We start from the raw sequence: 12,956 nt of genomic DNA, 5'->3' as shown, positions 1-12,956 counted from the left end.
GTGGTGGAGGCCTCGCGCCTGCGGCGCATTGTCTCGCGGGCTGACAGGCGACGCGGGCCGAACCCTTTCAGGGCCTCGCTGAACTCGGCGCCGGGAGGGTGGGCCGTGTTCGGGGAGTGGCGCATCCGGATGAGGGTGGGTGGTCGGGTTGGGAGAGGGTGGCGCGCGGCCGTATCCGGCTTGTTCGGGGTGGGGGCCGGTGATAGGGGGTCTGCATAGACCTTTGCGCCGAAGCGGGTGAAACCTGGGTAGGTTCCCGGATCATGTAAGTGCGCAATGGTCGCGACCTATGGATGGGCAACCGCACGCCGTGTCGAAGTTTGCCCCGGACCGGCGAAACCTGGGTAGGTTCCGTGATCATGTAAGTGCTCGATGGTCGTGGCCCATAAATGGGCAACCGCACGCCGTAGAGTGGCTTTTATACGCACCGACAAGCGAAGGGTCTGACTTGTCCGCAACACTCGCCAAGGGACAGAACGGTCCACTGGGCACCAATGATGTGGTGATTTCGATTCAGTTGGCCGCTCCGGCCGATCTGTCCGCATTATTGGTGACCGAGCAGGGCAAAGTCCGGTCCGACGCCGATTTCGTGTTCTACAACCAGCCGACGGGGCCGGGGGTGAACCTGCGGCCGGGGCCCGCGGGGCAGCCGGCGTCGCTGGCGGTGGACCTGGGGGCGGTGCCGGCCGATATCGCGCAGGTGCGGGCGGTGATCACGCTCGACGATGCCGATTCGAACTTCGGGCAGTCGGCGCCGCCGGTGGCCCGGGTGTCGGATCAGTCGGGCGCGGCGCTGTACGAGTACCGGATCGAGGGGCTCGCCTCCGAGTCGATCGTGATCGCGCTGGAGCTGTACCGGCGGCAGGGCGCCTGGAAGGTGCGTGCGGTCGGGCAGGGCTACGCGGGCGGGTTCGCGGCGCTGGTCACCGATCACGGCGTCACCGTCGACGATTCCCCCGCGGAAACCCAGACGGCTGCCGCCGCGCCTCCGCCTCCGCCTCCGCCGCCGGTTCAGCAGACCGCTCCGGTGCCGCCTCCGCCGCCGTCCTACCAGCCGCCGCCTCCGCCGCCGCAGCAGCCGACCGCGCCGTATCCGCCGCAGGGCGGGGGATACCCGCCGCCCCCGGGTGCGGGGTATCAGCAGCAGCCGGTGCCGCCGCAGCAGCAACAGCCGCCCAACGAGATCAGCCTGAGCAAGACCGGCCCGGTGAGCCTGCAGAAGGGGCAACGGGTCAGCCTGCGGAAGGAGGACGGCGCGGCGCTGACCTTCGTGAAGATGGGGCTGGGCTGGGATCCGGTACAGCAGCGCGGCATGTTCGGCAGTCGCACCGTGGATATCGACCTGGACGCCTCGGTGGTGATGTTCGCCGATATGAATCCGATCGATGTCGCCTATTACGGGCAGCTGACCTCGAAGGACGGCTCGGTCCGCCATCAGGGTGACAACCTCACCGGTGAGGGCGCCGGCGACGATGAGGTGATCCTGGTGGACCTCACCCGTATTCCGGCCCACGTCAACAACCTGGTCTTCATCGTGACCTCCTACAAGGGTCATACGTTCGGCCAGGTGCAGAACGCGTTCTGCCGGTTGATCGACGGTGCGAACAACGGTGAGCTGGCGCGCTACTCGCTCACCGGCGGCACCCCGACCACCGCGATGGCGATGGCGAAACTGTTCCGGGCAGGACCGGATTGGAAGATGCAGGCCATCGGCGAAGGTTTCAACGCCAAACATCCGGGCGAGGCGATTCCGCAGCTGGGCCGGTTCCTGCCGGTATGAACGGAGTCGGGGGCGGGAATATGAAACAGTTGCAGTCCGGGCAGAACATCCCTCTCGCCGGCGGGGTGGTGCGATTCGAGGTGGACGCGGCCGTACCGCTCGGTGTCTCGGCGCTGGTCGTGGCCGCGGATCTGCGGGTGGGCTCGGAAGACGATGTCCTGCTGGCCGAACGGCCGGCGGGACCGGGTGTGCGGATCGAATCGGCCGCCGCGGTGGTCGTGACCCTCGAGCAGGTCCGCTCGGACGCGCAGGCCGTGCTCCTGGTGGCGTCGGCGCCCAGCGGGACGGGTGTGCTCACCGCGAGCCTGTCGGAGAACGACATCCCGGCCGCGCAGTTCGTGATCGCGCCGCAGGCCGGGGAATCGGCGCTGATCTGTCTCGAACTGTATCGGCGCGGTGGCGGCTGGAAACTGCGTGCCGTCGGCCAGGGCTATGCCGGTGGGCTCATGGAACTGCTGCGGGTGCACGGTGCCGAGGCCTATGCGCCGCCGGGCGCGGACAGCCGGGCGGCGTCCGGTGTCGAAGGTCAGGGGCCGGCGGCTCCGGTAGCGGCCGGTGCGACCACCGTGGTCGATGCGACCGTGCCGGTGCCGGGTCCGCCCGCCGCACCGGGGCCGGCCGAGGCGCAGCCGTTGGAGGTGGGACACGGGCTCGAACGACTGTGGATGATCTTCGAGGACGCCGCGCGTTCGGCGGCCGCGCTGGAATCGGCGCGCGGTTACGCGACCGAGCGGCTCGACCAGGAACTGTCGGCGGCGGTTTCCGATCCGGCCACCCGCAACAGTCCCGCCGCCGACGCGGCCCGCGCCGCCGCCCAGCGCCGGTACGACGAGCTCACCGCCACCGCCGAGGCCGGCCATCAGCGCGACTGTATCCAGTTGCAGCGGGAACTCGCCGAGGCGGAATCGGTGCTGCCCGCGTCGCTGGCCTCGTGGCGCTCACCGGCCTGGGACCGGCCCGCCACCGCCTCCGACGGCATCCGGCTGGGCGAGTTGTATGCGCTCGACCGCGGCGGCCTGCGAGTGCCGTACTGCGTGCCGGTCCCGCTGAACCGGCCGCTGTGGGTCGATACCGAATCGTCGGCGGCGGTCGCGCCGGTGGTCGGGGCATTGCTGGCCCGGCTGCTGCGTGCCGCTCCGGGCCGTCGACCCGTCGTCGATATCGTGGACCTCACGGGCGCTTTCGCGGGCCTGATCGGCCGGCTGGCACCGGTGATGACCGAACCGCCGATCACCGATCATTCCGGTATCTCGCCGCGGTTGCAGCGACTGGTCGACGCGGCCGAACTCGCCGAGATGGCCTTCAACTCCGGGCAGGGCGCTCCGCCCGCCGAGCACCGGATCCTGGTGGCGGCGGACTTCCCGCACGGTTACCAGGCCGCGGACGCGCAGCGGCTGGTGGCGTTGCTGGCACGCGGCGACCTGATCGGGTTGTCCCTGGTGATCGTCGGCGCCGACGAATCCGATTCGAGCGACGGCGCGGTCGCGGCCTTGTCCCGGTCCTGCCGGCATCTGCCCACCGTCAGCGGAACTCCGCTGTTCGACCCGTGGACCGGTAATGCGTGGCAGCTGGATCTGGATCTGCTCCCACAGGAACCGGAACAGCAGGCGCGGATTCTGAGATCTGTATAACCGCTCCGCGGTCGGCCCTCTGTACAACCGTTCCGCGGTCGGCGGTCTGTACAACCGTTCCGCGGTTCGTGGGCCGCCGGGCCTCGGCGCCGGTGTCACGGCGACCCGCCCGTGCGGTCGCCGTGGCACGGGTCCAGTGCGTGTCCAGGGATATCCGGGGCCGCAATATCTCCGGAAGCCACGGCAGCAGCGGGTCCGGGGCGCCGTCCACCACCCCGCCCGCCGGGTCGTCCAGGTAGTCGCGGCGCACCAGATCCTCGTCGGGCCGGTAGATCTGCCGGATGATCAGACCGCACAGGGCGAGAACGGCCAGGTCCCGCAGCAGCACGGTCCCGGTGAACCACTGCTCCGGCAGGCCTTTGCGGTCGATGCCGAGGTAGTAGAACATCCGTGGCACCCAGACCAGCGCGTCGATCGTCATCCAGGCCAGCAGCACCCGCCGATGTGGCAGGGCCAGCACCGCGATCGGTACCAGCCACAGCGAATACTGGGGGCTCCACACCTTGTTCGTCAGCAAGAAGGCCGCGATCACCAGGAAGCAGAGCTGCGCCAGCCGCGGCCGCCGGGGAGCGGTGAGCCCGATATAGGCGATACCCAGACAGGCCGCCGTGAACAGCAGCAGTGACACCAGATTGAGTACGGTGGGCGCCTCGCCGTGCCGCAGCGGTCCGTCGAACCCGGCCCAGTCGGTGAACGACATCACCACGTTGTACAGCGAATCCGGATCGGCGTGGCGGGTGGTGTTGAGCCGGAAGAACTCGCGCCAGCCGTCCGGGTAGAGCGCGGCGATCGGCAGGTTCACCAAACCCCAGGTGCCGAGCGCGCCCGCGGTGGTGAGCCCGGCCGCGCCGAGCGGACGGGTGGCGAGCAACCGGATACGCAGCGGTATCTCACCGAGCCAGGTCGCGAGGGCGTCGGTGCTGTCCACGTCGCGCAGCCGGACCGACAGTTGCGCGCGCGGGGTCCGCTGCATGGTGTCGGCACGCAGGCACAGGACGAGGATCGGGCCGAGCAGCAGCAGCGGATACAGTTTCGCCGCGCCGCCCAGTCCCAGCAGCACCCCCGCCAGCAATGGTCGCCGGCGCGCCCAGGCGAGCAGCCCGAGAGCGGCGAACGCGGTGGCGAGGAAGTCGAAATTGGTGAACGCGTGCACGATCACCAGGGGTGAGCAGGCCACCAGGGCCGCATCCCACACCCGCCGCCCGGACAGCAGTGCGGTCGCCCAGATCGTCACCAGCCAGGCGACGGACAGGCCGAGGGCCACCACATTGAAGTACAGGACCACCTGCAGGGCCCCGGGTAGCGGGCCGGCGTCCCAGCTCTTGGCCACCAGCATGGCGACGTACTGGTACAGCCCGGACAGCACCGGATACTCCATATGCCGGATCTCGGTATCGCCGCCCGGCGTCTCCTCCACCCAGTACTTCTTGTATGGGAAGGCGCCCTCGTTGAGTCGTTCGGCGCCGTAGAGCGGCACGGTGTCCGAGTAACACATGGCGGTGTACTGGCGGCCGTCGTTCCAGTCGAGTGTGAGCCCGCCGCCGGCGACCTCGGTCTGCTGGATACAGCCCGCCTTGGCGAACCAGCCGAGCGCGAGGAAGACCACCGTGAACGCCAGCAGGACCCGCATGGGGGTCCAGAAGCGGGTCCGCCCGATCAGGGCGTGATCGCCGACCGGGCCGCCGATGACGGTGCACAGTTGCGCGGTCATCGAATCGTTGCGGCTGGGCTTGTCCCGGGCGTCGGCCGAGCGCAGGTCCAGGGCGAGCGGCGCGGGCGAATCGTATCCGGTGGTAGCGGACCGGCCCGTTCGGACGTTTCGGACCCCCTCGTCCGGCCCACCCGCCGGTCGCTGCTCGCTCACGGCACCCGAGGTTACCTGTTACCCGGGTCCGGGTTCGGACGGCGCCGGATTGCGCCGCTCAGGGCGGCGCGGCCCGGCGGGCGGGGGCTATCCGCCGTCCGGCCCGCCGCCGTCTCCGGAATCGGTGCCGCCGCCGTCCGTATCCTCCTCGGTTCCGGCGCTCGGCGCCTGGGTGATCGTCGGCTGGGAGCCGGCCGTGGGCTGCCCCGGCATCGGACCCGCGCCGTTGCCCTGCGGTTGGCCGCCCTGTTGCTGTCCCTGCGGTTGCGTCTGGCTACGGGGATTGGGCTGCACCCCGGGCACCGGGATGGTGATACCGGGCAGGATCTCGACCTGGCTCGGCTGGATCACCACCGGCGGCTCGAACGACGGCATCGTCGTCGAGGGCGCGGTATACGGCGCGGTCCACTTCGGCACACCCGCCTGCCCCTTGATCGGAGCGGGTTTGGGGAACTTCTCGTTGGGCGTGCCCTCGAGCGCGCCGTCCATCGTCTCTTTCCAGATATCCGACGGCAGGCTGGAACCGTAGATCATCGCGCCGCCGTAGTTGCGCAGCGGCGAGTTGTCGGTGCTGCCGACCCAGACGGCGGTGGCCAGCGACGGGGTGTAGCCCACCATCCACGCGTCCTTGTTCTCACCGGTATCGCCGAGCTGGGCGGTACCGGTCTTCGCGGCCGAGAGGCGGCCGCCGGCCAGACCGTGGTTGCGTGAATAGCCCGCGATCGGCTCCATGGCGGCGGTCACGTTGTCGGCGACCGCTTCGGAGACCCGGCGCTCGCCGGCCGGGTCGCCGCGGTCCAGCAGCACCTGGCCGTCGGCGGTGACGACCTTGGTCACGAAATGCGGTTTGTGGTACATGCCGGACGCGGCCAGCGTCGCGTAGGCCGACGCCATATCCAGTGGGCGGGCCTGGTACTGGCCGAGAACGATACCGTTGTTCGGACCCGCGCCGCCCGGTTCGGTCAGTGTCGGGCCGAGGCCCGGCAGTTCTTCCGGAATGCCCAGCTTGTGGCCCATATCGGCGATCTTCTGCGGGCCGTTCTGCATTTCGATCTGCATCCGGTAGAAGCTGGTGTTCAGCGACCGTTTCAACGCCTCGGCGATGGTGCAGACACCGCACTGCTCGCCCTCGACGTTGGTGATCTCGATACCGTTCACCGTGATGGGCGAACTGTCGTACATCTGCGAGAGCGGGACACCGTTCTCCAGGTTCTGCGCCAGGCCGATCACCTTGAACGAGGAACCCGTTTGCAGTGCGGCGTTGGCGAAGTCGTAGCCGTAGCCGTCCTCGCCGCCGTAGTAGGCGCGTACCGCGCCCGATTTCGGGTCGATGGAGGCCACCGCGGTGCGCAATTTGTCCGGCTCGCCCTCCATATTGGTGTGGACGGCGTTGAGCGCGGCCTGCTGTGCCTGTGCGTCGATCGTGGTGGTGATCTGCAGACCGGCCGTATTCATCTGCTGTTCGCTGATACCGGCCTCGCCGAGCTCGCGCAGCACCTGGGCCTTGATATGGCCTTCGGGACCGGTGGAATCCGTCTTCTGCCCGGCCGCGCTCGACGACTGCACCTGGGGATAGGTCATCCCCGCACGCTGGGCGCTGTCGAGATTGCCGCCGGCGACCATACCGTCGAGCACATAGTTCCAGCGGGCCTGGGCGCCTTCCGGATTGGACTCCGGATCCAGCAGCGACGGCAGCTGGATGGTCGCGGCCAGGACCGCGCCCTCCTCGGGGCTCAACTCCTGCACCGGTTTACCGAAATAGGCCTTGGAGGCGGCGTCGATACCGTAGGCGCCACGCCCGAAATAAATGGTGTTCAGGTACGCGGTGAGGATCTCGTCCTTACTCCACTGCCGCGCCATCTTCGCCGAGATCACGAGCTCGTGGAGCTTACGGGTGAGGCTGCGTTCGTCACCGACCAGCGCGTTCTTCACATACTGCTGGGTGATCGTCGAACCACCGCCGGCGCTTTCGCGGCCGAGCACGTTATCGCGCGCGGCGCGGGCGAAACCGGAGATCGAGAAGCCCGGGTTGCTGTAGAAGTCGCGGTCCTCCGCGGCGATCACGGCATTGCGCACATGCGGCGGGATCTGGTCGATCGTCACATCGGTGCGGTTGCCCTGCGGCGGTACGACGCGGGTGATCTCCGTGTCCCCGTCGGCCGCGAGGATCGTTGCGACCTGGTTGGTTTTGAGGTCACCGGGCTCGGGTACCGACACGGTGGAGTACGCGACCAGGAATACCGTGCTGGGTACGACGATCGCCAGCGCGATCAGTACATAGGCGATCCGCCGGGCGATCTTCCACCGGTTCTTGCGTTTCGCGGCCGGGCCACGACCATCGGGACCGCCGGGGCCGCCCGGCCGTCCGCCGCCCGGGCGGCGCGGCGGCGGCCCGCTGCCCGCCCCGGAGCGGGTCGGCCGGCCGTCGGGGCCGGTGGCCCGGCGTTCACCGGTGTTCGCTCCCGGGCGTGGCCCGGGACCGGGCGCGACGCGTTCGCGCCGGGTCGGCTCCGCGGGCGCGGCGGGATTCTGCATTTTCGCGGTGCCCTGTTCCCCGCGTGGCGGTTGGCCGGGTTCGCCCGGCCGTCCGCTCATCCGCTGAGTGGGCTGGTTGGGCTGCGGTGGCCGTCCCTGGGGCGGCCGTCCCGGCGGCGGGCCGGGGCGCTGGGGTGGTTGCTGGCCGGGTGGCACGCCCGGCATACCGCCGGTGCCGGGCCCCGGACGGCGGCCGTCCGGGGCCGGACGGGGACCCTGGACCGCCGGACGGGGGCCGCTCGGCGCCGGACGCGGCCCGCCCGGACCGGGACGCGGGCCACCCGCGGCCGGTCGCGGACCGGTCGGGGGTCCGGGTCGCGGGCCCGGACGTGGCGCGCCGGGGCCCGGCGGACGTCCGCCCGGGCCCGGCCGTGGCACGTTCGCGTTCGGCGCGGGACCGCGGTTCGGCGCACCCGGACGCTGCTGCGGCTCCCGGCCAGGAACCGGCCCGCGCTGAGTGCGACCACCGCGCGGGTCATCGCCGGGTGGGGGCTCGTAGGGCGAAGTCACTGACTAGGTCTCCAAAGCTCGTATCGGTCTGAAGGGCCCGCGCTCCGGCGCCCCGTTCGTTGGGCTCGGCGCAGACACCTTATTCGGGCCGGACGGGTTCATTCCGCGGCTGTGCGCCGGTTCACCCGGGAACCGGAACGCCGGCGCCCCGGAGTCTTGCCGAGCACATAGGACTGCACCAGATGATTCCAGCTACACGTCCGGCACACCTCGACGACGTGGACCGAGAATTCCTCTCTGGTCTCCGCCAGGCGTACCAGCTCTTCCGGGCTGCGCGCGGAACCCGCGACCGGCCCCAGGCCGTCGCCGTAGACCCAGGATACGAGGGTGAGTTGTTCCTTCCGGCAGATGGGGCATGTGACCTCGCTCCCCCGGCCGTGAAATTTGGCCGCACGCAGGAGGTAGGGATTGGCGTCACATACCTCGGCGACATCGACACGGCCCGCATAGACGTCAGCCAGCAGCGACTTGCGCCGGAGCGCATAGTCCACCACTTGCCGCTGAATTCGCACGCTCCCAGAGTAGCCGTGATGTTTTTGTGCCGCCCGGGGCTGCAGTGGATTCCCGGGGCGGCACATCCGCCGGCGCTTCCCCTCGCACCACCCCGGGTGACCTGTCCGGGGCCCGTGGGACCGGATACGTCCACGGACCGGACGGCGCGATCACCGGTGCGTAGCGGTCGATTCCACGCCGGCATGGCGCATATGTGCCAACCGATATCGTGCCCGTCCGGACAGCCCGCCGGAAACCGGCCGGTGAACGGCGCAGATCACGTGCCCGGACGTCGTATCCGCGCCGTACGATTCGTGAGTGCCCACAGCAGTACCCGGTCGGATGCGCGCGCGTGACCTGGACCGAGCCGATACCGCGAGTGTGCTGGACGCCGCCTATGCGGAAGGTCAGCTGGAGGCGGGGGAATACCACGACCGCGTCGCCGCGGCGCGGACCGCGAAAACCCTCGGTGACCTGTCCGATCTGACCGCGGACCTGCAGTCGGCCGGCGCCGCCCGCGCCCGGCCCGCGCCACCCGCGGAACCCGCGCGCGGCTATCCGCCGGGTACCCGCGCACGCGATGCCGATCGCGCGGCCGCCTCGGAACTGCTCGCCCGGGCCTTCGGTGAAGGGCAGTTGACCGAGGAGGAATACCGAGCCCACGCCGAACTACTGGCCGAAGCCGCGACGCTGGGCGATCTCGCCGACCTCACCACCGATCTGCAAGGCCCGCGCCGCACCCCGGTGGCCCCGCGCCCGCCGGGGACCGGCCGCAGGGTCGTCGGTACCGCGGTGCTGGGTGTCGCCGCGCTCGCGGTGGCGTTCGGGGCATTCACGCTGACCGCCCGCGATCCGGAGCCCGCGGCGGCGGCCCCGCCCGCGGCGGCGGGTCCGGAGACCGTGCAGCCCGGCCCTGTCGATTCGGACGGGATCGCGCCGGTGGTGATCGCGACCCCCGATCTGCTGACCGACGCGGGGCTGGCGCAGTTCGTCGCGGACTATCGTGCCGAGTTCGGCGACACCCTCACCGACGACATCACCTTGTTCGCCGACCACGCCTCGGTGGAGCGGTCCGTACCCGGACAGCCGAACCGGCTGGTCCAGTACACCTATCGCTGGGGTTTCCGACAGGACCGCGATGTCACCACCCGCAAACTCGATACTCCGGTCATCGATCTGGCGACGGTGAACCTCGCCGCGGTGGCCGCTGTCGCGGCGGACGCGGGAGCCCTGATGAAGGTGCCCGATGGTGCGGTCTCCATGATCCAGTTCACATTCCACCCCCTGTCCGCCGGGGAGGAACGACCCGTGGTGGCCGTCTACGCCGATAATTCCTTCGACGAATCCGGCCATCTGCTGCTCGACCTCTCCGGTGCGGTGCTGCGGGTGTGGCCGTTCGAGGGGTAGATACCGGCCATGGCGAGAACCCAGCAGGTCAGAGCGCGCGACAACGATCGCGTCGAGGTGTGCGCGCTACTGGATTCCGCACTGGCGGACGGGCAGCTCACCACCGCGGAACACACCGCGCGGACGCGATCGGCCATGCGGGCCAAGTTCGCGCACGACCTGGACGCGCTCATTCGCGATCTGCAGATACCGGGCGAACTCGCCGGCGCCGCGATTCTGCGTCGTGACCGCACCTCGCGGCGGTGGTGGCTACCGGTCGCGGTGCTGGTCGCCGCCGCGGTGATCGGGGCGGTGGCGGGGCTCGCCCGTCCGGGCGCGACCGCCGGGACCACCGGCACCGGCCCCGATACGGCGGCGGTCGAGTCCGGGTCGATCCCGAGTCCGGTCACGGGCAGCGGGCTGGCGTTCTTCATCGGCAATTATCGCGAGGAGTTCGGCGATACGATCGCCGACAAGGTCGAGCTCTACCCGGAGCGCGTGGTGGTTCAGCGGCTCGAGCAGGGCGCGACCAGGGTTTACGAGTTCGACGCCGACGGATTCCACGACGAGAACTCGAGTCTGTCGAGTTATGCCGAGGGCCGCCCGATCGATCTGTCGACCCTCGATCTGCCGGTGGTGGCGGGTGTTCTGGCCGGCGCCGTGGCTTCGGCGGGTCTGGAGACCGGTGCCGTCGCCGAGGTGGAGATCGGCTACGAACTCATCGCGCCCGAGGATGCCGGGCCGGTGATCGATATCCATGTCGAGGGCGCTTCCGGCGCCGCCGCCGCGGTGAAGGTGTCCATGTCGGGTCGGCCGATGGAGGTCGACCCGGCCCCCTGACCCGGGGATTTCCTGCTTTTTCCGCGCTCGGGGCGGCGCGGAACACATCTGTGCGCATGTGGTGTGTATCGCGCTGAACTATGCGTGGTTATATCGGTGCGATATAGTTTGCAATCGCATCCATTGGTTAGTTCTGTACGGAAGTCAGGGGGTGAAGCCCGGTGCTCGAACTGGCAATCCTCGGGCTGCTCCTGGAAGCGCCTATGCACGGCTACGAGCTGAAGAAGCGGCTCACCGGTCTGCTGGGGGCGTTTCGGGCTTTTTCCTACGGATCGCTCTACCCGACCCTGAAACGAATGCAGGCGGAGGAGCTGATCGCGGAGGAAGTTCCCGAGGGTCTGGCGACCACCCGTCGAGCCCGCCGGGTCTACCAGCTGACCCCGGAAGGCCGGGAGCGCTTCAAAGAGCTCCTCGCCGATACCGGGCCGGCGAACTACACCGATGACGGCTTCGGCGTCCACCTGGCCTTTTTCAGCCGTACCCCCGCGGAAGCGCGGATGCGGATCCTGGAAGGCAGGCGGCGTCAGGTCGAGGAGCGCCGAGAGGGGCTGCGGGAAGCGATCAAGAAAGCGAGTGGCTCGCTGGATCGCTACACCCGCCAACTCCATCAACTCGGACTCGAATCAAGCGAGCGCGAAGTGCGCTGGCTCAACGAGTTGATTGCGGCGGAGCAATCGACGAAGGCGGCACCACAGAAAGAAGGAAATACCGGCCATGAGTAGTGGAGACACCAGCAAGTCCAGTGTTCGCGTCGCCATCGTAGGTGTGGGCAACTGCGCCTCCTCGCTCGTCCAGGGCGTGCAGTACTACCGGGACGCCGACGATTCCACGACGGTGCCCGGACTGATGCACGTGCGGTTCGGCGAATACCACGTGCGGGACGTGAAATTCGTGGCCGCCTTCGACGTGGACGCCAAGAAGGTCGGCTTCGACCTGTCCGAGGCCATCTTCGCCAGCGAGAACAACACCATCAAGATCTCCGACGTGCCGCCGCTGGGCGTCCCCGTGCAGCGCGGCCCCACCCTCGACGGCATCGGCAAGTACTACGCCGAAACCATCGATCTCGCCGAATCCGATCCGGTCGACGTCGTCAAGGTGCTGAAGGACTCCGAGGCCGACGTTCTCGTCTCCTACCTGCCGGTCGGATCCGAGGAAGCCGACAAGTTCTACGCCCAGTGCGCCATCGACGCCGGGGTGGCGTTCGTCAACGCGCTGCCGGTATTCATCGCCTCGGATCCGGAATGGGCCGAGAAGTTCCGCGCCGCGGGTGTCCCGATCGTCGGCGACGACATCAAGAGCCAGGTCGGCGCGACCATCACCCACCGCGTGATGGCCAAGCTGTTCGAGGACCGCGGCGTCCAGCTCGACCGCACCATGCAGCTGAACGTCGGCGGCAACATGGACTTCAAGAACATGCTGGAGCGGGAGCGGCTGGAGTCCAAGAAGATCTCCAAGACGCAGGCGGTCACCAGCAACCTGAAGAAGGAAATGGGCGCCGGCGATGTGCACATCGGCCCCTCCGACCACGTGGGCTGGCTCGACGACCGCAAATGGGCCTACGTCCGCCTCGAGGGCCGGGCCTTCGGCGATGTGCCGCTGAACCTGGAATACAAGCTCGAGGTGTGGGACTCACCGAACTCGGCGGGCATCATCATCGACGCGGTCCGGGCGGCGAAGATCGCCAAGGACCGCGGTATCGGCGGACCGGTCATCCCGGCGTCGGCGTACCTGATGAAGTCCCCGCCGAAGCAGCTGGCCGACGATATCGCGCGGGCTCAGCTGGAGGCGTTCATCATCGACGCTTGAGTTGTTGGCGGCGCCTTCGGCGCCGCGGGTTTCGGCCCCCTGAGCGTCGCCTGTCAGCCCTCGAGACTCGTGGCTTCGCCACATGCGCTTCGAGGGCTGACAGGTCGCGGAC

8 protein-coding genes and 1 pseudogene are annotated in these 12,956 nt (G+C 69.2%); 6 read left to right on the top strand and 3 right to left on the bottom strand.

Annotated elements, in window-relative coordinates; translation table 11 throughout:
• Positions 1-448: 448 nt before the first annotated feature.
• Together AB0F41_RS30595 and AB0F41_RS30590 are read left to right on the top strand one after the other, a co-directional pair.
• Positions 449-1,780, top strand: a complete 1,332-nt coding sequence (locus AB0F41_RS30595) for a TerD family protein (RefSeq protein ID WP_357429896.1) — start codon at positions 449-451, stop codon at positions 1,778-1,780.
• A gap of 20 nt (positions 1,781-1,800) precedes the next feature.
• On the top strand, positions 1,801-3,411 hold the full coding sequence (locus AB0F41_RS30590; RefSeq protein ID WP_357429894.1) for a TerD family protein: 1,611 nt from the start codon (positions 1,801-1,803) through the stop codon (positions 3,409-3,411).
• 244 nt (positions 3,412-3,655) lie between these two features.
• Here AB0F41_RS30590 and AB0F41_RS30585 read toward each other — a convergent pair.
• From AB0F41_RS30585 to AB0F41_RS30575, 3 genes and pseudogenes are all read right to left on the bottom strand, one after another.
• Positions 3,656-5,173, bottom strand: a pseudogene (locus tag AB0F41_RS30585) (glycosyltransferase 87 family protein); the annotation flags it as partial.
• A 189-nt stretch (positions 5,174-5,362) separates the two neighbouring features.
• Entirely contained in the window at positions 5,363-7,870 is a 2,508-nt protein-coding gene (locus AB0F41_RS30580) for a transglycosylase domain-containing protein (protein ID WP_357429892.1), read from the bottom strand.
• 548 nt (positions 7,871-8,418) lie between these two features.
• The gene (locus AB0F41_RS30575; RefSeq protein ID WP_357429890.1) at positions 8,419-8,832 is read right to left on the bottom strand and encodes a DUF5318 domain-containing protein; all 414 of its coding nucleotides are present in this window, start codon (positions 8,830-8,832) and stop codon (positions 8,419-8,421) included.
• Positions 8,833-9,130: 298 nt separating this feature from the next.
• On the opposite strand from AB0F41_RS30575, the gene AB0F41_RS30570 reads away from it, so the two are divergent.
• The 4 genes from AB0F41_RS30570 (at position 9,131) to AB0F41_RS30555 (ending at position 12,844) form a co-directional block, all read left to right on the top strand.
• Positions 9,131-10,219: a DUF1707 domain-containing protein gene (locus tag AB0F41_RS30570; protein ID WP_357429888.1), complete on the top strand. Its 1,089-nt coding sequence runs from the start codon at positions 9,131-9,133 to the stop codon at positions 10,217-10,219.
• A 9-nt stretch (positions 10,220-10,228) separates the two neighbouring features.
• The gene (locus AB0F41_RS30565) at positions 10,229-11,038 is read left to right on the top strand and encodes a DUF1707 domain-containing protein (protein WP_357429886.1); all 810 of its coding nucleotides are present in this window, start codon (positions 10,229-10,231) and stop codon (positions 11,036-11,038) included.
• A gap of 161 nt (positions 11,039-11,199) precedes the next feature.
• Complete coding sequence (locus AB0F41_RS30560) at positions 11,200-11,760, top strand: PadR family transcriptional regulator (RefSeq protein WP_357429884.1); 561 nt, start codon at positions 11,200-11,202, stop codon at positions 11,758-11,760.
• Positions 11,753-12,844 (top strand): inositol-3-phosphate synthase, encoded by a 1,092-nt coding sequence (locus AB0F41_RS30555; protein WP_357429882.1) that lies wholly within the window; start codon positions 11,753-11,755, stop codon positions 12,842-12,844. The genes AB0F41_RS30560 and AB0F41_RS30555 overlap by 8 nt, the downstream gene beginning before the upstream one ends.
• Positions 12,845-12,956: the final 112 nt, after the last annotated feature.

This window comes from Nocardia sp. NPDC024068, assembly GCF_040638875.1.
Taxonomy (GTDB): domain Bacteria; phylum Actinomycetota; class Actinomycetes; order Mycobacteriales; family Mycobacteriaceae; genus Nocardia.
Note: the sequence above shows the minus strand (reverse complement) of the source record. Positions and strands in the feature narration are given on the sequence as shown.

Bases quoted from the DNA above. Each gene is read 5' to 3' on its own strand.
- AB0F41_RS30580 (WP_357429892.1), bottom strand. From the start codon at position 7,870: ATGAGCGGACGGCCGGGCGAACCCGGCCAACCGCCACGCGGGGAACAG.
- AB0F41_RS30590 (WP_357429894.1), top strand. From the start codon at position 1,801: ATGAAACAGTTGCAGTCCGGGCAGAACATCCCTCTCGCCGGCGGGGTG.
- AB0F41_RS30565 (WP_357429886.1), top strand. From the start codon at position 10,229: ATGGCGAGAACCCAGCAGGTCAGAGCGCGCGACAACGATCGCGTCGAG.
- AB0F41_RS30555 (WP_357429882.1), top strand. From the start codon at position 11,753: ATGAGTAGTGGAGACACCAGCAAGTCCAGTGTTCGCGTCGCCATCGTA.